12 protein-coding genes, 5 tRNA genes and 1 pseudogene are annotated in these 19,244 nt (G+C 73.7%); 8 read left to right on the forward strand and 10 right to left on the reverse strand.

Annotated elements, in window-relative coordinates; all coding sequences use genetic code 11:
- Positions 1–8 precede the first annotated feature (8 nt).
- Complete coding sequence (locus QSK15_RS09245; protein WP_285793760.1) at positions 9–677, reverse strand: class I SAM-dependent methyltransferase; 669 nt, start codon at positions 675–677, stop codon at positions 9–11.
- Positions 678–827: 150 nt separating this feature from the next.
- On the opposite strand from QSK15_RS09245, the gene QSK15_RS09250 reads away from it, so the two are divergent.
- On the forward strand, positions 828–1,718 hold the full coding sequence (locus QSK15_RS09250; RefSeq protein ID WP_285793761.1) for a hypothetical protein: 891 nt from the start codon (positions 828–830) through the stop codon (positions 1,716–1,718).
- Between the two features lie 42 nt (positions 1,719–1,760).
- On the opposite strand, the gene QSK15_RS09255 is transcribed toward QSK15_RS09250, so the two are convergent.
- Entirely contained in the window at positions 1,761–4,697 is a 2,937-nt protein-coding gene (locus QSK15_RS09255; protein ID WP_285793762.1) for a M36 family metallopeptidase, read from the reverse strand.
- 226 nt (positions 4,698–4,923) lie between these two features.
- On the reverse strand, positions 4,924–7,059 hold the full coding sequence (locus QSK15_RS09260; protein ID WP_285793763.1) for an acyltransferase family protein: 2,136 nt from the start codon (positions 7,057–7,059) through the stop codon (positions 4,924–4,926).
- A gap of 205 nt (positions 7,060–7,264) precedes the next feature.
- Between QSK15_RS09260 and QSK15_RS09265 the strand changes: the two are divergent.
- A pseudogene (locus QSK15_RS09265) lies at positions 7,265–8,462 on the forward strand (alkane 1-monooxygenase).
- 90 nt (positions 8,463–8,552) lie between these two features.
- Here QSK15_RS09265 and QSK15_RS09270 read toward each other — a convergent pair.
- The gene (locus QSK15_RS09270) at positions 8,553–9,134 is read right to left on the reverse strand and encodes a TIGR03086 family metal-binding protein (protein WP_285793764.1); all 582 of its coding nucleotides are present in this window, start codon (positions 9,132–9,134) and stop codon (positions 8,553–8,555) included.
- A gap of 83 nt (positions 9,135–9,217) precedes the next feature.
- A complete protein-coding gene (locus tag QSK15_RS09275) occupies positions 9,218–9,820 on the reverse strand; it encodes a TetR/AcrR family transcriptional regulator (RefSeq protein ID WP_278138192.1) in 603 nt (200 codons plus the stop codon).
- A gap of 387 nt (positions 9,821–10,207) precedes the next feature.
- On the opposite strand from QSK15_RS09275, the gene QSK15_RS09280 reads away from it, so the two are divergent.
- The 3 genes from QSK15_RS09280 (at position 10,208) to QSK15_RS09290 (ending at position 10,473) form a co-directional block, all read left to right on the forward strand.
- Positions 10,208–10,280, forward strand: a tRNA-Gly gene (locus tag QSK15_RS09280).
- 34 nt (positions 10,281–10,314) lie between these two features.
- A tRNA-Cys gene (locus tag QSK15_RS09285) sits at positions 10,315–10,385 on the forward strand.
- Positions 10,386–10,398: 13 nt separating this feature from the next.
- A tRNA-Val gene (locus tag QSK15_RS09290) sits at positions 10,399–10,473 on the forward strand.
- A gap of 64 nt (positions 10,474–10,537) precedes the next feature.
- On the opposite strand, the gene QSK15_RS09295 is transcribed toward QSK15_RS09290, so the two are convergent.
- Both QSK15_RS09295 and QSK15_RS09300 read right to left on the reverse strand, forming a co-directional pair.
- Positions 10,538–11,023 carry a winged helix-turn-helix domain-containing protein gene (locus QSK15_RS09295; protein ID WP_285794370.1) on the reverse strand — a complete coding sequence of 162 codons (486 nt, stop codon included), beginning with the start codon at positions 11,021–11,023 and terminating at the stop codon, positions 10,538–10,540.
- A 129-nt stretch (positions 11,024–11,152) separates the two neighbouring features.
- Complete coding sequence (locus QSK15_RS09300; RefSeq protein ID WP_285793765.1) at positions 11,153–11,887, reverse strand: GNAT family N-acetyltransferase; 735 nt, start codon at positions 11,885–11,887, stop codon at positions 11,153–11,155.
- Positions 11,888–12,004: 117 nt separating this feature from the next.
- Here QSK15_RS09300 and QSK15_RS09305 point away from each other — a divergent pair, with 117 nt between their 5' ends.
- Entirely contained in the window at positions 12,005–12,586 is a 582-nt protein-coding gene (locus QSK15_RS09305) for a TetR/AcrR family transcriptional regulator (RefSeq protein WP_285793766.1), read from the forward strand.
- Positions 12,587–12,674: 88 nt separating this feature from the next.
- On the opposite strand, the gene QSK15_RS09310 is transcribed toward QSK15_RS09305, so the two are convergent.
- Positions 12,675–12,917: a DUF6458 family protein gene (locus tag QSK15_RS09310; RefSeq protein WP_030336096.1), complete on the reverse strand. Its 243-nt coding sequence runs from the start codon at positions 12,915–12,917 to the stop codon at positions 12,675–12,677.
- Positions 12,918–13,065: 148 nt separating this feature from the next.
- On the opposite strand from QSK15_RS09310, the gene QSK15_RS09315 reads away from it, so the two are divergent.
- Positions 13,066–13,138: transfer RNA gene (locus QSK15_RS09315), tRNA-Gly, on the forward strand.
- 29 nt (positions 13,139–13,167) lie between these two features.
- A tRNA-Val gene (locus QSK15_RS09320) sits at positions 13,168–13,242 on the forward strand.
- Positions 13,243–13,315: 73 nt separating this feature from the next.
- Here the strand turns inward: QSK15_RS09320 and QSK15_RS09325 are convergent.
- Together QSK15_RS09325 and QSK15_RS09330 are read right to left on the reverse strand one after the other, a co-directional pair.
- On the reverse strand, positions 13,316–16,075 hold the full coding sequence (locus QSK15_RS09325; protein ID WP_285793767.1) for an FtsX-like permease family protein: 2,760 nt from the start codon (positions 16,073–16,075) through the stop codon (positions 13,316–13,318).
- Positions 16,072–19,239 (reverse strand): permease, encoded by a 3,168-nt coding sequence (locus QSK15_RS09330; RefSeq protein WP_285793768.1) that lies wholly within the window; start codon positions 19,237–19,239, stop codon positions 16,072–16,074. Before QSK15_RS09330 ends, QSK15_RS09325 begins: the two co-directional genes overlap by 4 nt.
- Positions 19,240–19,244: the final 5 nt, after the last annotated feature.

A 19,244-nucleotide genomic window follows, 5' to 3' on the forward strand; every position in this document is an offset into this window, starting at 1 on the left:
CGGACACGCTAGCCGGAGGCTCCCGGCAGTCCGGTCCGCAGCCGCCAGACGGTGGTGCGCTTCACCCGCACGCTCTCCAACGCCTCCGGCACCGGCACGTCGTACGCGGCCAGCTCGTCGAACCGGTCCCGAGGCAGGAACGCCCGGCCGGGGTCACCGACCACCGCCGGAGCGCCGGCCCGTGCGGCGCGCAGCAGGAACCGCAGCACCCGACGGGCCATCGCCTCGCTGTAGAAGACGTCCCCGGCGAGCACCACCTCGGCGTCACCGGCGTCGCCGTCGAGGATGTCGCCGAACTCGGCGTCGACGCGTACCCCGTTGGCCTCGGCGTTGAGGGCGACCGCCGCCACCGCCAGCTCGTCCACCTCCACCGCGCGCACCGACGCCGCGCCCGCGCGGGCGGCGGCGATGGCCACCAGGCCGGAGCCGGAGGCGAGGTCGAGCACCCGGCGGCCGGCGACCAGCTCCGGATGGTCGGTCAGGTAGCGGGCGAGGGCCTGCCCGCCGGCCCACGCGAAGGCCCAGAACGGCGGCGGCCGGTCACTGGAGAACTCGCCCTCGGTCAGCTCCCACAGCCCGATCGGCTCGTCCGCCTGGTGCAACCGCACCTCGGGAACGAAGGGGACCGGGGCCAGCCGCGCGTGCAGCCGGACGAAGGTGCTGGAGAGCTCGGACACCGCGTGATTCTCCCAGCGGCCCGACTCCCGGCGTGTCGCGGGGGAGTGGTGACCGGTTCACCACTGTCGGTGAAAACCCACCCCGTCCTTGCCGTCGGGTGCGAACACACCCGTCTGGTCCGGCCGTCGTCCCGCTTCTAGCGTTGCCAGGTGGAGGCGACCGAACGGAGGACGGCGGTGGTGACGGTGTGGCGGTACGCGCTGCGGGCAGGGGTGGTGCTGGCCTGTCTGAGCGGGGTGGAGCTGGCGGCGGCTGCCCCGGCACAGGCGGCCTTCACCACCGAGATGAGCGGCCTGCCGGGCCGGTTCACCGCCGGTGAGCAGGTGCGGACGATCTCCGCGGTGGTCTCCCAGACGGACCGGCGCGCCAGGTGCGCCAAGGTGCGCTGGTCGATGGTGCTCACCGTGCAGGGCCTCCGGCTCGACCAGGTGAAGATGGACCGGGTGGAGGAGACCGGCGACTTTCCGCTGGAGATCCGCACCGAGGGTGACGTGGCCCGGCTGACCGACCGGCAGCTCGACCCGGGCACGCTCTGCCCGGGTCGCACGGTCACCGCCCGCTACCGGGTGGCCTTCGACGAGGACGTCACCCAGGGGCGGGTCACCCTCGCCGCCGAGGCGTACGACGCCAACCTGCGCCTGCTGGCCCGGCAGACCGCCACCCGCTCGGTGGTGGGGGTGGGCAACGTCCCGACCAGCAAGCCGAAGCCGACGAAGAGCCCGCCGGAGCCCACCGAGTCCGCGAGCGCGCCGACCGACGACGAGAGTGCGGCAACCGAGGAGCCGGCCGCCGACTACCCGGCCGACGCCGTACCACCGTCGGCCGACCGCCCGGTCTCGCAGTCCAGCGCGTTCGGCGTGGTGCAGGTCGCGTTCCTGCTCGGCGGGCTGCTGCTCTTCCTCGGGGTAGGGCTGCTGCTGCGGTTGCGGCAGCTGACCCGGGCCGCCGCCGGGGAGACCGGCGACGCCGACGACCCCCCGGTGGACCGGCGCTGGGAGCGTCCGGCCGTCGCCGACCCCTGGCGCCGGGCGCACCGCTGATCGGAGGTGGTGGGGCCGGCGGAGTGCCGCCGGCCCCACCGGTCACTTCGAGAACGCCTGGAACTCGGCGATCCTGACCTGGCTGCGGGCCGGGCTGGCGGTCGCGCAGTCCGTCGTCGTGGCCGGGTCGTCGTCCTGCTCACCCGCGTAGTGCGGGCCACCGGTGCACTGGCTCGCCAGCACCTCGAGTCGCAGGTGGGTGGCGAGGGTGGTGGGTACCGCGAACGTCCGGAGGTTGATGTCCCGGCTGTACGCCCGGTACGCCCCACCGGGGAACGCGTCCGCCGCACTGGTGTAGATGCGCTGCCAGCGCGCCGGATCCGCGCAGTCGGTGGTCGTCGCGTTGCAGGCGGACACCGCGAACGAACGCAGCGCGGTGAGCGCGTTCTGTGCGCCGGTGTCGGCGTCGCCGGTGATCGCCGGGCGCAGCATCGCGCTGACGTTCACCCGCTTGACCGTCTGCGGGGTGCCCCCGGGCAGGGCCACGGTGAGCTGCCGGCCGGCGACCCCGTCCAGGGACGCCCAGTTCGTCGCCTCGGTGTCGTCGCCGACCCGGTCCAGGTTGACCCCGTCACCGGTGATCGTGGCCCCGGACGCGGCGGAGGCGAGGTTGCGGCTCATCCGCAGGTCGACGTACCCGTGCTTGCCGGCCGTGGCGACCACGCTGAGCCGCTGGTGGCCGAAGCCCGGCGCGACCGCCAGCAGGTCGTACGTGCCGGCCACCATCTCCACGGTGTCCGGGATCGGCGTCGCCGGGTCGGTGTCGGCGATCGGCACGGCCCGCGCCTCGTAATGTCCGACGTAGACGCGGATCGGCGCGTCGGCGCTGTCTCCCCGCGGGCGCAGGGTGAGCGTCGCGTTGCCGCCGCGCGGCGAGGCGAAACTCGGCGTCGGGTCGGTGTCGCCCGCACCGTTGGTGGCGGCGTCGCGGCCCATGCCGGAGCGGGCGAACTCGGTCCAGATCAGGTCCTGGTTCGCGCCGCCGAAGCGGAGCAGGTCGGCGGTGAGCATGTTGTCCCGCATGTCGAGCATGCTGACCTGGCTGGCGGCCTGCAACAGGAACGAGTCGAAGACCAGCTGCGACCAGCGGCGGTTGCCCGGGCACTGATCCGCCGCGACCTTGCCCAGGGCGCAGTCGAGCTGCCGTTGCGGGGTGCCGAGGCCGTACCGCTTGACCAGGGCGGAGCGGACCCGGAAGTTGGTGGCGCCCCAGATCTCCCCGTCGGCGTGCACGGCCGGGCCGGCGGTGTTGTAACCGATGTCGGAGTAGTTGAGCGGGCTGCGGCTCAGGTCGTAGTTGCGGATGCCGCTGACCAGGTTTCCGGTGACGTAGCCACCGGTGATGAAGGGCGTCTCGCCGGGCGCGCGCAGCCCGTGCTGGAAGAGGTACTCGGCGGCGAGCAGGTCGCCCCACGACTCACCCATCGACCCACCCTGGTGGCCGCTGATCCCGCTGTCCGGGCCGGCGATCATCCGGTTGGTGATCGCGTGGGTGTACTCGTGCCCGATCACCGTCATGTCGTAGTCGCCGTCCACGCACGGCGGGTACGGCCCGCCGGCCTGCGGCTGCCAGAGGTACATGTTGGTGGTCGGCGGCAGCCCGTCGCGCGGGGTGCCCTGGTTGGCGTTGTTCCGGTTGCCGCTCAACGCGCCCTGCTGGGCGCGGCCCTGCTCGGCGTCACCGCCCAGCCCGGACGGGGTGAGGTTGACCGCCTGGAGGTTCCACGCCGACTCGGTGAAGCCCAGCTGGTACGACCAGTCGTGCATCCGGTTGTGCATGGTGAAGAGGTTGGCGATCGACGCGTCCGCGTCGTTGCGCTGGGCGGAGGTGAACACCTCCGGGTTGCACTTCGCCTGGTGCCACTGGTCGGTGAAGGGGTACTCGTAGCGGCGTTCCGGGCTGGTGGGGGCCGGCACGACCGGGGTGTTGGCACCCCAGGACAGCACCGTGTTCGCCGAGTTGCCGCGCGAGGTGAAGGTCGGCGTGCCGGTGGCCGCGTCGACGTCCCACGGTTGGCCGGTGGCCGGGTCGCGGAAGGCCGCCTGGCAGCCGGGGGTCGGGTCGCCGCACCAGCGCACCCGGGGATCCTGTCCGGGGCCCAGGTCGCGGGGCGGGGTGGCCGGGAAGACCGCCCAGCTCGGGTTGTCGGAGTCGAAGTCGACAAGGTCCTCGCGGACCAGCACCTGCCCGGTGCTGCCGTCCACGTAGCTGGTGAACGCGGCCGGGTGCTCGGTGTCCGCCCCGATCATGGTCACCTCGTAGGCGGCCCGGGGCCCGTCCAGCGGGGTGGGCACTGCCACTTCACGGATGGTGTGGCTGGACACCGCGCCGGCGGTCAACCCGGCGTCGGCGAGCGCGGCGGCGTACGCCTGCTCGGCGGTGCGGGTGGCCGGTGCCGGCGTGCCGGTGTCGCGGGCCAGCGAGGAGCTGACCGAGAGCACCGCGCCGTCGGCGACCGCGAGGGTGACCAGGCCGTCCGGCCCGGCGGGCAGGTCGCCGAAGCGTTGCCGGAGGGTGACCACTGTGCCGGTGCCGATCGGCCGGACCAGCACCCGTTCCATGGCGGCCACCGTGGCGGCGTCCATGCCGAACAGGTCGGGGTTGGCGGCCAGGTAGGCGCGGGCGGCGGCCTCCGGATCGGCGGGCAGCCCGCTGGCGAGCGGGGTGCGACCCGGGCCTAGCGCCTGCGGGGTGCCGAGCCGGTTCCACCGCACGTCGGGGTCGACGGCGCGGGCCAGGCCGCGTTGGCGGGCGTCAGGTGCCGCCGTGCCGGTGCGGTTGTCGGCGTCGGCGGCCTCGTGGTGGCCCTCGGCGAACGGGCCGGAGCGGCCCGCTGCCGCGGCCGGCGCGTCTCCCGGCGCTGCGGCGGCACCGCTGCCATCGGGCAGCAGGGCGGCGACCACGGCGGCGGCCGCCAGTACGGGGATGAGCCGGCGTCGACGCCGGCTCATCCGTGATGTCCACTCCGGTCTGGGCACGGGACCTCCTCGTGGGAGCGAGGGCCGGCGCGACGCCGACCCGACGCAGGCGTGGTGACGCATGCGCATCTGTGGATACCAGGCGGTCCGGGGCGGCACAAGGTCATCGGTGACCCTGGGTGCCGTCGGGGTAACGCGCGGCGGCGGACCTGCGCCGCTCACGAACGGGCCGGAGCCCCCGGCGTGGCGGGCTCCGGCGCGGCGGCGGGTCGGCGGAGCGGCCCGCTCAGTTCAGGTCCTCGCGCAGCGCCTCGTGCAGGCGGGGCGCCAGGGTGCGCGAGTAGGTGGCGGTGAGGTGGGCGGCGTCCCGGTAGATCAGCACGCCGCCGATCACCGGCGCGCAGCGCTCGGCCGGGCAGATGGCGTCGTTCAGGTCGACGAAACGGATGTCGTCGAGTCCCTTCGCGGCCTCCGCCTGCGGCTGGCTGATCTCCAGCGCCTTCTCTCTCGGCGCGCTGCACCTGGTCAGCTTCTCCGGGTTCTTCGACACGCACTCCGCGACGTTGAACGGGAAGTAGGGGGTGTCCCGGATGACCACGGTCCGGACGCCGGCGTCCGCGAGTTCCGACCAGGTGTCCCGCAACGCGTCGGTACGCGCCCGCAGGGCGGCCACGCCCTGCAGCGGTTCCCCCTTCGGCACCGGCTGGTAGGTCAGGCTGGAGAGGATGAGCAGCTGCGGCTTGTCGGGGCCGGTCAGGGTCGCCCGGAGCCGCTTGTTCCATTCCGTGCAGGCGTCGAACGGGGTGTTCGTCTTGTACAGCACCGGCGTGTTCTCCACCGGGCAGCTGCCCTTGATCTGGGTGATCAGCCGCCACTTGTTCGCCTCCGCGACGGCCTTGAGCGCCGGCAGCCAGTGTGCCGCGTGCGAGTCTCCCGCGAGCACCATGGTGAAGCTGGAGTTGGGGTCACCGTACGAGCAGGGCCGCGGTTCGTACTCCGTCACCTCGAGCAGGCAGTCCTGCCGGTACGTGTCCGGCAGGTCCAGGGGGGCGGAGAGCGCGTCCGGCGTGATGGTGTCGACCCGGTCCACCGGCACGCCGGCCGGGCTGCTCCGGGGCTTCCTGCCCAGCACGTCGGCACCGAAGTTGGACCGTCTCGGCTCGGCCGAACCGCTCGCGGAGATGTCGAGCGGCGGCATCATGGCGGCGATGTCGGATGGTGGCCTGGCCGGCGGCCATACGGTCAGCTGGAACAGCAGGGCGGCGATCACCGGGGCGCCGGTGGCCAGCGCGCCGAGCTGGGCGGCCTGCCGGGGCAGGACCACCGAGAACCTGATCGGGTTCTCCACGAAGCGGTAGGTCAGCGCGGCCGGTACGACCGACAGCGCGACGACGGCGAGCCCTGCCGCCGGACGGAGTTCGCCGAACTTCGCCTCGGCGGCCACCAGCAGCGGCCAGTGCCACAGGTAGAGCGAGTAGGACAGGGCGCCCAGGGCGCGCATTGGCGGCAGGCCGAGCAGCAGGACGGGCCCGGCCCGGCCGGCCGCCGCGCCGGCGGCTATCACCGCGGCCGCGCCGAGCGTCGGCAGCAACGCGAGATGGCCGGGGAAGGGCAGGTCCGGTGTGGTCACCAGCGCGGCGACGACGATGGCGGCGACGCCGGCCCAGCCGAGCGCGGCGGCGAGCACGCGGGGTATCCGGATCAGGTGTCTACCGAGGATGGCCAGGCCGGCGCCGAGGGCGAGTTCCCACATCCGGGTGGTGGTGACGAAGTAGGCGCGGGCCGGGTTCGCCTCGGAGAGATGGATGGACCAGGCCAGCGAGGGGATCGCCACCAGCGCCAGCCCGATCAGCAGGCGTCGTTCGAGTCGCCCCCGGTCCAGCCGCCCCCGGTCGAGCCGGTGGCGCCGTCGGCGCAGGGTCCGGGCGAGGACGAGCAGCAGCATCGGCCAGATCAGGTAGAACTGCTCCTCGACGGCGAGGGACCAGAAGTGTTGCAGGATGCTGGGGGCCTCGTCGGCCTGGAGGTAGTTGACCGCCTGTTCGGCCAGCCGCCAGTTCATCGCGTAGAGGCCGCTGGCCAGCACGTCCCAGCCGGTGCTCGACCAGCGCAGGCGGGGCAGGAAGAGGTACGCGAGCAGCAGGCTGGCGACGAGGACCACGCCGGCCGCGGGCAGCAGGCGCCGGGCCCGGCGGGTGTAGAAGTCCACGATGGAGATCCGGCCGGTGTCGGCCAGTTCCCTGACGAGCATGCCGGTAATCAGGAAGCCGGAGATGACGAAGAAGACGTCGACTCCGACGAAGCCGCCGGGCAGACCGTTCACCCCGGCGTGCCCGATCAGCACCAGGACGACCGCCAGGGCACGCATCCCCTCGATGTCGCCTCGAAAGTTCGACCCGTCACCGTGGCCCCACCGCTTCATGTCCCACCATTCCGCCGCGCGGGCCGGTCAGCCGGCTCTCGTGGCTCCGATCCTGGAGGTTTCCTGGCAGGTGACGCTATAGGAACTGAAGTGACTTAGGGGGTATTTTTAGCTTAGTGTCCGATTCTTGGATTGTTTGCTTTACAAGAAGGCTGCGGCGGCTGCCACAGTCGGGAGGCAGGACCCCCGGAGTAGGAGAGTGGCCATGGCCGCTGGTGTCGAACCGACCGTCCCGTCCACCGTCTGGCGCGACCCCCGCCGGCCGTTCTGGCCGCTGGCCCTGCTCGTCCCGGCGCTGCCCTTCCTCGGCTGGCTGGGCTGGCGGAGCACCGGCGGCACCTGGACGTGGTGGCTCACCCCGGCGGTGGTCTTCGGGCTCACCCCGGCGATCGCGACGTGCTGCTCGGCGACGACCGCCGCAACCCGCCCGAGGAGGCGGTGCCCCGGTTGCAGGCCGACGGCTACTACCGCTGGCTCACTTACCTCTACCTGCCCGCCCAGTACGCGGCGCTGGTGCTCTGCAGCGCGGTCTGGGTCCGCGGCGAGCTGTCGTGGCTCGGCGCGGCCGGCCTGGTGGCCACCGTCGGCGTGGTCAACGGCATCGCCATCAACACCGCCCACGAGCTGGGGCACAAGCGGGAGACGGCGGAACGGTGGCTGTCCAAGGTGGCCCTCGCGCCGACCGGCTACGGGCACTTCTACGTCGAGCACAACCGGGGCCACCACACCCGGGTCGCCACCCCGGAGGACCCGGCCAGCTCGCGGCTGGGGGAAAGCTTCTGGGCGTTCTGGCCGCGTACCGTCTGGGGCAGCCTGCGGTCGGCCTGGCGGCTGGAGACCAGCCGGTTCCGGCCGCGCGGCCGGAGCCCCTGGATGCACCGCAACGACGTCCTCAACGCCTGGGCGATGACGCTGGTGCTCTACGCCGCGCTGGCGATCGTCCTCGGCCGGGCGGTGCTGCCATTCCTGGCCCTCCAGGCCGTGGTCGGCTTCTCCCTGCTCGAGGTGGTCAACTACCTGGAGCACTACGGGCTGGCTCGGCAGCGCGCACCGCCGCCGGCTGCTACGAGAAGGTCGACCCCCGGCACAGCTGGAACAGCGACCGGACCGTCACCAACGTCTTCCTCTTCCAGCTCCAGCGGCACAGCGACCACCACGCCAACCCGCTGCGCCGGTACCAGACCCTGCGCAGCTTCGACGTCTCGCCGCGACTGCCGGCCGGCTACGCCACCATGGTCGTCGCCGCGCTGGTGCCCCCGCTGTGGCGGCGGGTGATGGACCACCGGGTGCTCGCCCACTACGGCGGCGACCTGGACCTGGCCAACGTCCACCCGCCGGCCCGGCGCCAGCTGCGGGAGCGCCAGCGCCGTCACCCCGCGGCCACCCGGCGGTACGCCCGCTGACCACCCCGACCGCGCCGGCCGGACGTGGCGCCCCCTCGAAGCGTCCGGCCGGCGCAGGCCACCCGACGTCGGGGCCGGGCCGGTGGACGGTCAGGCCGGGGGCGTCCAGTCCGGGTCGCGGCCGAACGCGGCCAGCAGACGGTCCTGCTCGTCGGCGTCGTCGGGCACCCGTACCCCGGTGTGGACCAGGTTGTTGCGCTGGTAGGCGTCGACCTGGCCGGCGAACCACCGGGCGGCGGCGCGCACCACGTCCGGGTCGAACCGCGGCTGCGCGCCGATCGCCACCGCCACGTCCCAGCCGTGCACGAGGTGCTCGGCGAGGAGTTGCCGGAGGTACTCGGCGGCCGGTGTGTCGCCGCTGGAGAGGTGCACGGTGCGGTCGATCGTGCCGGGGTGGGTGGCGGCGATCTCGGCCTGTGCGGCGGCCTCCCGCGCGGTGGCGATCGGGTCGGCGCCCAGTTGGTCACCGTCGAGCCGGTCGCCGACCTCGTCGATGGTCCGCCCGGCGAGCAGCGGAACGCTCCACCGGTCCTCGGTCACCACGTGGTTGACCAGCGTGCGGACGTCCCAGTCCGAGCACGGTGTCGGGTCGGACCACTGGCCGGGCTCGATCTGGTCCACCCGGTCGACGAATTCGGCCAGGCTCCGACGGTACGCCTCCAGCAGATCCATGCTGCCGATTGTTCCGGTCGGCGGGGCGTGCCGAGTCCGTTTTGCCCGGCCTGGTGCGGCGGATCGGTGCGGGGTCGCCCGGCTCAGTCCAGGTCGGCGGGGTCCAGGCCGAGCTCTCGGGCGGTGACCAGCCGGACCCACTCGCCGAACTGCCGGCGGGAGATCACCCGGTCGTGCACGGCGAGTTGGACGGCAAGCCCGTCCATCACCGCGCTGATCCGCCAGGCGGCCCCGTCGGGGTCGGCGCACTGGAAGGTGCCGTCGGCAACCCCGGCGGAGATCACCGCGGCCAGGTCCTGCCGCCAGCGCAGGTCGAGGCGGCGGGAGACCTTCTCCAGTTCGGGGGTGCGCAGGGATTCCGACCAGCCGTCGATCCACATCGACCAGGAGGTCGCCCGCCCGGCCGGGGTGTAGAGCTTGAGGATCCGGCGGAGCTTGGTCAACGGCGGGGCGGAGGAGCGGGTCACCGCGTCCAGCCGGGCCAGGTCCTGTTCGACCGCGTACGCGAAGGCCTGCGCGAGCAGCCGCTCCTTGGTGGCGAAGTGGTAGAAGACCAACGCCTGACTCACGCCCGCGGCGTTCGCCACGTCCGCCGTCCGGGTGTTGGCCAGACCGCGCTCCACGATCACGTCGCAGGCGGTGCGCAGCAGGGCATCCAGGCGGATCTCGGCCGCACGTCTCGTCACGACCGTTACCGTAGCCCATCTGATCGAACACGAACAGTTACCACCACGCGTCGATCCGCGCGCTGACAGTCGGAAGCCGGACACTTCTTCCGCGTGTTCCCGGTCGTTTCTTGGAGAGTGTTCGTCGAGGTCTGTCGCCCGGTGCCCGGGCCCGGAGGCATCGACGGTCGGGTGTGCGACCAGATGATGACGATGATTGCCTAGTGATGTCGGAGGGTGACGGTCGGTGGGGGTTTCGGACATCAGGTCAGCCCCCTAGGAAGCCTGCCGGAGGTGACTCCGGTCCAGCCCCGACCACCCGGGACGCGCCGAGGCGACCCCGAGTTGGCAGTCAAACACCTACTCGGCTAAAGTTCTCATCCGTCACCCGGGAACGTCCGGGGGCGTGCGGACGTAGCGCAGCTGGTAGCGCATCACCTTGCCAAGGTGAGGGTCGCGGGTTCGAATCCCGTCGTCCGCTCGGAGATGCCGCCACGCATGACGGGGGCAACCTCGGTGGGGTGGCCGAGAGGCGAGGCAACGGCCTGCAAAGCCGTGTACGCGGGTTCAAATCCCGTCCCCACCTCGGCAACAAGCACGGGCGATTGGCGCAGTGGGAGCGCGCTTCCTTGACACGGAAGAGGTCACTGGTTCAAACCCAGTATCGCCCACCAGAGAAGAACGGCTCGTCACCGGAAGACCCGGTGGCGAGCCGTTCCGCTTGTGGCCCGTCGGTCGTCAGTCAACGCTGAGTCGGTAACCGATCCCGCGCACGGTGTGCACCCGCAGAGTGTCGTCGGCGGCGCGCAGTTTGCGGCGTAGCCGCTTCACCGCCGAGTGCAGGGTCGACGTGTCACCGAGGAACGCACAGCCCCAGACCGATTCGAAAAGCCGCTCGTACGTCCAGACGCCGACCGGGGCGGTGGCGAGCTGGGTGAGCAGGTTGCGTTCGAGTCGGGTCAGGGCCAGCGGTTCTCCGCGCCACGTCACCCGGTGTTCAAGCGGGTCGATGGTGAGGTTGCCGAGGCTGATCTGGCCGGCCGCGCCGACAGGTGCACCGGCTGCGACGGGAGCGGGCGTGGGTGCGGTGGTGGAGGTGGCGACCCGGGCCGGGCCGCTGATCACCGGTCCGCCGATCATCGCCTGCAACTCCGCGAGGTCGGCGCAGATCACCAGGGTGCCCAGGCCGTTGAGGCGCCGGACCATCCGTTCGCGCACCGACACGTCAGCGGTCACGCAGAACACGAGGGACACATCGTCGATCACTGTCGTACCTCCCCAGGCGACAGTAAAAGACAACGCTGTCTGAACCGCGTAGTCAATGGTTTGCGCCGGCCCGCGCCCGTTCGCCCGTCAGAAGGTCAACAGGCGGAACTCGCCCACCGGCCGGAAACCGAGGCTGCGGTAGACCGACTCACCGACCGCCGACGCGGTGAGGGCGGCGGTGCGGACGCCCCGCTCGGCAGCCAGATCGAGGGCGGCCCTGGTCATGGCTGCGCCGATGCCCCGGCGACGCTGCTCCGGCTGGGTGCCGACGAAGTAGAGCGTGACCAGGCCGTGGCTGATCCAGGCGACGGCCGTCGCGACGACCGGACCGTCATCGAGGTGGCCGGCGAGCCGGAGCACCGTGCCGTCGCCGGTGAACGCCTTCTCCCGTTCGATCGTCGCCGCCACACCGTCCGCCGGAATTCCGGATACCCGGGCATAGGCCGGGACGAACGTGGCGAGGTCGGCGGTCTCGGCGATGTGCACGCCGGCGGGCGTCGGCACGTAGGCCGCCGCTCCGATCTCCGCCGTCATGATCGGCATGCGGGCGACCTCCACCGCGCCGAGGGAGATCAGGCCGTCCGCGGTGCCGGCGTCGCTGTCCGGGCCGACCCACCAGATCCGGGGTACGCCGTGCAGGCGTTGCCGGGCCTCGGTGAGCGCGTCGTGCGGGGTGCGCCCGGCCACCCGCAGCACGCCATTGAGGGGTGCGTGCGGCACGTCACTGCGGTAGGTCGGGAGGTCCGGGCCTCCGGCGACGCCGATGTTCCACCCGAGCAGGTACGCCCGGTGCGCGGCCAGCACCGTGTCGAGAGGCTCCATGATCTGGATCGTAACGCGGTGGCCGGCACCCGCCCCGGCCAGCGGAAACGGACCGGCTCGGCGGCTGTGACCGGCGGTACTTTGTCGATCGTTCCAGATAGTGGATAGGGTTCGGTCATGGCACGTACCCGTGAGTTCGACCTCGACGCCGCGGTCAACGCTGCCATGGACGTGTTCCGGAGAAAGGGTTACGAGGGCACCTCCATGCGTGACCTGTCCGAGGCGACCGGCCTGGGCAGCGGCTCGATCTACGCCGCGTTCGGCAGTAAGGACGGCCTCTACCTGGCGGTGCTCGACCTGTACCGGCAGCGCTATGCCGCCCCGATGGTCGATCTGCTGCGCTCCGGCAACGACGCGCGAGCGGTCATCCGGGAGGTCTTCATCGGCGCGGTGGACGACATCACCGGCGACGGCCGGCACCTCTCCTGCCTCATCGTCGGCGCCTCGATGGAACGCGCGCACCAGGACGTGCGCGTCGCCGAGCGGCTCCGCTCGACCACCCAGTCCCTGGAGTTGGCGCTCTACGACCTGCTCGCCGAGGCACAGTTGCGAGGTCAGGTCAGCACCGACCGCAGCGCCACCGACCTGGCCGGCTTCCTGGTGACCAGCCTCCAGGGTCTGCGCGTGATGGGCGCCATCAACCCGGACCGGGCGGCGCTGACCCGGTACGCCGAGGTCGCGCTCACCTGTCTGGACTGACCGCCCGAGCCGGCCGTCCCTCAGCGGGGCGGCCGGCTCGTCGTCACGGTGATCCGGGCGGTGCCGTCAGCGACGCCGGAGGGCCGGGTCACAGCGGCGGCGCGATGTCCCGCCGCTCCTCGACCTGGCGGTACTCCACCGGCTGTTCGGTGGTGGTGACCACCTGGCGGCGGCGACCCCAGATCAGCGTGGTCATGATCAGGCCGAGCAGCCCGGCGCCCATCAGGATCCAGCCGACCACGTCGAGGTTGATGCCGCCGACGCTCGCGTCCAGTGCGAAGGTGAGGATCGCGCCGAGCGCGATCAGGAAGATGCTGGTGCCGATACCCACGACAGCCTCCTTAAGGGGGTGTGGTGCGCTGTCGAGCCCTTCAGTACCCCGGTGGCGACCAGCGCAACCGCCGGCCGGCAAGGGTGCCGTGCCAAGCGATCTTGGCATCGGGTAGAGTTCACCTGTCGCCGACGCGAGTCGGGGACGTGCGGACGTAGCGCAGCTGGTAGCGCATCACCTTGCCAAGGTGAGGGTCGCGGGTTCGAATCCCGTCGTCCGCTCGCGATCTGCCCCCCACGGGGGCCACCACGGGCGATTGGCGCAGTGGGAGCGCGCTTCCTTGACACGGAAGAGGTCACTGGTTCAAACCCAGTATCGCCCACCATCTTCACCGGCACATCGACTGGCCCGTTACCGGACATCCGGTGACGGGCCTCGGCGTTGCGGCCCGCAGCCGTTCACTCGCCGGCGCGGAGCACCTCACTGAGCCGGTCGCGTCGCCGCAGCGCCGACTCGACCGGGACGACACTGGCGGCCACCGCCAGCAGCACCACGCCCACCAGGCCGAGCAGCCACCACGGCAGGACCGTCGCCGGGTCGGCGGTCTGGCCGGTGAGCAGCCGCAGGTCGAGCGGGCCGAGCGTCAGGCGGGCCAGCAGGGCCCCGAGTAGCGGGCCGTACCCGGCGGTGACCACGACCGGCGGCAGCAGCTCTCCGGCGGCGACCCAGCGGGCGTCGCGGGGCCGCAGGCCGAGGGTGCGCAGCCGGACCAGTGTGTGCCACCGCTCCGACGTACCGGCGGCGGCGGCGAGCAGGAGGCCGAGCAGCCCCAGCGCCACCAGCACCGCGGTGGCCGTCCACGCCAGCCGTAGCAGCCCCGCGGTCAGCGGAGCCACCCGCTGCGAGCGCAGGACGTCCGCGCGTAGCACGACGTCGGCGGCGACGTCGCTGTTCGACACGGCCCGCGCCGCGCCGGGACCGGTCACCCAGACGGTGTTCGGGACGGCGGGCAGCCCGGCGGCGGCGAGGGCCGTGGCGTCCACGACGACGACGTCGCCGGCGCCGCCGACGGCGGGCGCGGTACCGACCGCGGCGAGACGGATCGCCGGAGCGTCGTCGCGGGGTAGCTGCAACCGGGTGCCGGTCCGCAGTTCGCCGTCGTTCGACAGGACCAGCGCCGGGATGTCACCGGGGGCGGGAGCCGGTGCGGTGAGCCGGGCCAGCGCCGGCGCGTCGGGCAGCGGGGTGGTGGCCAGCAGGCGCTGGAACGCGGCGGCGTCCACGACGACCAGGCGTGGCGTGAACAGCGTTGATCCGGCGAAGACGCGCGCCGAGTCGGTCACCTGCGCGACGACGACCTGCTGTACCCCGGGTGCGGTGGCGACGCGTTCGGCCAGTGCGGGCGTCGCCGCCTCCGCGTCGGCGCCGAGGTCGAGGCGGGCGTCGGCGCCGACGGTGCTCCACGCGCCGTCGGCCAGACCCCGGGTGACGGTGCTGCCGAGGATGAGCGCGAACGACGCGAGCGCCGTGGCGCTGACCAGGACCAGCAGCGGCAACGCGCGTCCGGCCGTGGTGGCCGCCCGGGCGGCACCGAACACGGCCAGCGGGCGACGCGAGCGCAGCGCCTGGCGGAGCGCGAACCGCGCCCCGAGGGGCAGCAGCCGGAGCAGGACCAGCGCGCCGACGAGCCCACCCAGAGCGAGGGCGCTGATCGGCAGGACCACGTCGCCGGTCAGCTCACCGGTGTCGCCGTCGACGGCGTCGGGCAGGAGCCCACGCTGGTGCAGCGTGACGAACCCGGCGACCGCGGCGATCAGGACAGCCGCCTCCACGGCGGCGCGGCGCAGATGGCCGGTGGTCCGGATCCACCGCCGAGCGGCCGGGTTGGCGGGCTGGCGTCGGTCGCGGCTGGCGCGGGCGGCGGCGAGGGTGCCGAACGCCGGCCCGGCGACCGCGCCGGCCAGGACCACGGGAACGGCCCAGGTCCAGGAGATGCCCGGAGTGACCGCGCGGGCGAGCGCGAGCCCGACGGCGGCGGCCGACACCGACACCACTGTGGACTCGATGGTCAGCTCCGCGGCCAGGTCGGGTAACGCCGCCCCGCGCTGCCGGGCGGCACCCAACGCCGGGGTACGGCGGTGGACCAGTAGCGCGGCGGCGAGCAGCAGGACCAGTACCGTGACGGTCAGGATCCCGGTGAGCAGGACGGCTGCCTGCGCGGAAGCGGCGTTGCCGCGCGTACGGGCGTCGCGCAGGGTGGTGTCGAGCTGCGATTCCCAGCGCAGGGACCCGTCGCGGGCACCTGATGAGCCGGAGGTCGCCTTGAGCGCGACCACCTGGTTGGCGAGCGTCGCTGTGGTGTCCCAGGTGAGCGCGCCCGGTTCGGGGGCGAAGTGGACGGTGCGCCGCAGTTGGTCCTCGTTGACGGCCAGCCGGGCGTCCGGTAACGACTCGCGTGACAGCAGGCCGCCGAACCGGGTGACCCCCACACCGTCGGCGCCGGGCCGGGGGCCGAGGAGCGCCGGGGCGAGTCGCCAGGTGCTGTCGGTGCTGTTCGCGGGGCGGTAGATCCCGCTGATCCGCACGTCCCGGTCGTGTCCCTGGCCGTCCTTGACCGGGAGCCGATCGCCGGGGCCGAGGTTGAGTGCGGCGGCGGCCGTCTCGGCGAGGCCGACCTGCACCGGCCACGGCGGCCCGTCGTAGGGGGCTTCGACGGGCTCGTCGGGGAAGGGGGAGCCGGGCGCACTGCCGGCGATCCAGGTCACGGCCGGGCCGTCGAGGTCGTCGGCCAGGTAGGTGAACTGGAAGGTACGCGGCACGCTGCCCTCGGTGATGCTGAGGATCGGGCCGCTGACGACGGCGACGGGCGGGAGCAGCGCGGCGTCCAGGTCGGGCCCGAGCGCGTATGTCGCCCGGGCGCGGAAGTCCTCGACGTCGTCGGCGAGACCGGCGGTCCGGATCCGCCCGCCGTTCGGGCCGTCGTCGCGTTCCCAGTCGGCGTGTACCAGGACGTTCGCGTCGTGGCCGGCGCGGCGGACCGCGTCCTGGACGGCGTCGTCGGCGGCGGCACGCAGCAGCGCCGGCACGGCCCCGGCGAGCAGCGCGACGGCCGCGATGACGGCGGCGGTGAGCAGCAGCGGACCGGCGTCGGCGCGGGCCCGGCCACGGATGCTGGGCCAGTGCGGCGCCGGCCACCGGCGGGTCAGCCACGGGTTCACGGCGCCACCCGCAGGTGCGCGGCGTCGGCCCGGCGGACCTGGACGGTGACCACGACGGTCACCGCCAGCAGGCATCCGGCCAGCAGCACGGCGAGCAGTGCGGCCTCGGCTGGCCACGGCCAGTGTGGCTGGGCGGCCGGGATGGGCGCGGCGCCGGTGTCGGAGCGCACGAGCAGGGGAGCGACGGCCCGGGTGGCGAGTGCGCCGACGGCCGCGCCCGCCGCGAGCAGGGGCAGCAGCACGCCGGCGTGCTGGCCGAGCAGCACGGCCCGGATGCCCCGCCGGGACATTCCCAGGCCGCGCAGCCGTGCCACCTCGACGGCGCGGACCTGGAGATCGCAGGTGACGTGCAGGACGACGCCGGCGAGCAGCAGCAGGGCCGCGGCCGGGACGATGAGCCGGAGCGCGCCCGGCACCCCGGCGCGCAGCGGACCGCCGATCAGGCGGGTGGTCTCCGACTCGCGGGTCGTGACGGTGCCCAGGTGCAGGGCGGTGGCCCGCTCGACGGCACCGGGGCCGGCGGGGTGGCCGACCCACCAGGCGTCGACCGGGAACGTCAGGTCGCCGGTGACGGCGCGGGCGCGCGACAGCATGTCCAGGTCGGCCAGGACGGCGACGGCGCCCGGGGCGGACGGCACCGTCGGCACGACCTCGGTGACGATGACCGGGACGGGCGTGATGCCGACCGTGACGCTGAGCTTGCTGCCCGTGTGGGCACCCACCTCGCTGGCAAAGCGGGCGGAGACGGCGACGGGCACTGGGCCGGGGTCCGGGAAGGCGGTGGCGACGAGTGTCCGGGCGGCGTCCGGGGCGCCGTCGAGCTCGACGGTCGCGGCCATCCGCAGCGCGGTTCCGGCCGGTGTGGCGGACAGCGTGACGGTCGGGTCGGTCACCTTGTTCGGCACCGGCGGCGCGGACGTCGCGGTCCAGTCCGATCCGTCAGTGGGTGTGTCGGTCGACCCGGCGGACGGCACGGTGAGCGTGACGGCCACGGCGACGGTGCCGCCGGCCGGGTCGGCGGTGACCGGCAGGGCGACCGCGACGAGGCGCAGCCCGTCAGCGGTCGCGCAGCTGGGCAGCCGGAACTCCCGGCCGTCGAGCGGGAGGGCGGGGCCGGTGCAGGACGTGCGGAGGCCGGTGGCGTCCTGCAGCAGCAGCCGGGGCGTCACGGCGAGCGGGGTGTCGCCGGCTGCGGTTCCGCTCAGGACGAGCGGGGCGTTGGCCGCGACGGCGAGGCCGGTGACGCGGGTGGGTGGGGCCAGCGTGGCACCCAGCTCCGCCCAGCCGCGGTCGCCGTCCAGCCGCCCGCGCAGCAGTGCGTCGGCGCGGGTGGTGTCGACGGCGACCAGGCGTGCCGGATCGCCGGCGGTGCCGAGCCACTGACCGACGGCGGTGCCACGGTGCAGGGCCGGGCTCACCGCCCCGGCGGTGGCCGCGCTGACGACCGCGCCATCTCCGGGCACCGGTGCCGTGCTGAGGGTCAGTGCCAGGTCGGTGCCGACGGACAGCGCCCCCTGGTCGCGCTGCGACTGGTGCCACGTGCTGTCGAAGGCGACGCCGAACGTTCCGGCCGCGCAGGCCAGCCCGACGAGCAGCCCGGCGGCGACCGCCTGCGGCCGGCGGGCGGCCTCGGAGAGCGCCAGCGGAAGCGCCAGCCCGCGAGCGCGGTACGCCAGCCGGTCGGCGCCGCGCAGGGCGGGTAGCACCACCCGGAGCGCCAGTGCGGCGCCAGCGGTGAGCAACAGCGCCGGCGCGAGCACCCGGACCGCGTCGGCGCGTGGGCTGGCGGCGGTGGGCTGCGCGTACAGCTGCCACCAGCCGGCGGCGGCGAACACCGCGAGGATCAGGTCGGCGCCGGACCGGGCCAGCAGTTCCCGGCGGGTCCGCCGGTCGCCGGCCGCCGGGACGGGCCGGACCGCCAGGACGGTGAGTACGGCGGCGAGCGCCAGCGCGCCGCCGACGACCGCGAGGACCTGGGCGCCGGTGATGCCCGGCCCGACGGTCAGGCCGGCGCGGTCCAGCGGCGGCAGGTGGGTCAGACCGGCGTGCACCACCGACGAGGCCGGTGTCGCGAGCGCGGCGGCGACGGCGGCGACGAGCCCGGCCTCGAGTGTCGCGGTGGCGGCGAGTTGGCGGCGGCTGGTGCCCAGGGCGGACCGCAGGGCGGTCTCGTCGGCGCGCAGGTCCGCGGTCAGCCGGCCAGCGAGGACGAGTGCCGTAGCGGCCAGGACACCGCCGAGGACGGCGATGGCGAGCACGACGGCGGCGGTGACGTGCTGCTGGTCGTCGGCTGCCCGCACCGTCGACGACAGGTCGGAGGAGACCCGGGCGAGCTGGACGCGGTCACCGAGGGTGCCGGCCAGCCGGCGGTCGGCGCCGCGGATGGCCCCGGCCACGGTCTCCAGGTCGCGGCGGTTGGGGTTGGACAGGTCCGGGTGGGCGGTGACCTCCATCCGATCGACAGTGGCGCCGGTGGTGAACAGGTCGGCGAGGTCGACGAGGAACGGGCCGTAGGCGTTGACCGGCTGCATGAAGCGACCGTCGCGGTAGCCGATGGCGGAGCCGGCCGCGGCCAACGGGTCGCGGTCCCAGCCGCGCCCCGGCAGCGGGCGAACCACGCCGACGACCGTCACATCGACGGCCGGGACGGGGGCGTGGGCCAGTTCGGCGCCGAGGCGCACCTGGCGGCCGGGGGTGAGGTTGAGCAGGTGGGCGGTGGACTCCAGCAGCACCGCGTCGCCCGGGTGCCGCGGCCAGCCTCCGCTGATCAGCTCGGCTCGGGCCGGCAGGTCGTCCAGCCCCGACAGGTACGCCTGAGCCGGCACTGTGGTGCCCGGGGCGAGCGCGGGCGGCAGCGCCCGCAGCACCGTCGACGCCCGCGCGGTCGTCGTCGCGGGGAACGGCGCGAGCGCGGAGGTCACCACGGCGCGGGTGTCGGCGGCGACGGATAGCGCGTCCGGGCCCTCGACGGTGCCGGTGTAGACGGTCACGTCGACGGCGGCGGGGGCGGCGTCGGCCATGGCGATCTCCAGCGCCCGCTCGGCGGTGCGGGTGACCAGCAGGGTGCAGGTACCCAGCAGTGTCGCGCCGAGCGTGACGACCCCGAGGAGGGCCGCCAGCAACGGCCACTGCGCGCGGGCGCGCCGGCTGACCAGCCTCAGCATCGACG

It is taken from the genome of Micromonospora sp. NBRC 107095, from assembly GCF_030269705.1.
GTDB lineage: Bacteria > Actinomycetota > Actinomycetes > Mycobacteriales > Micromonosporaceae > Micromonospora > Micromonospora parva.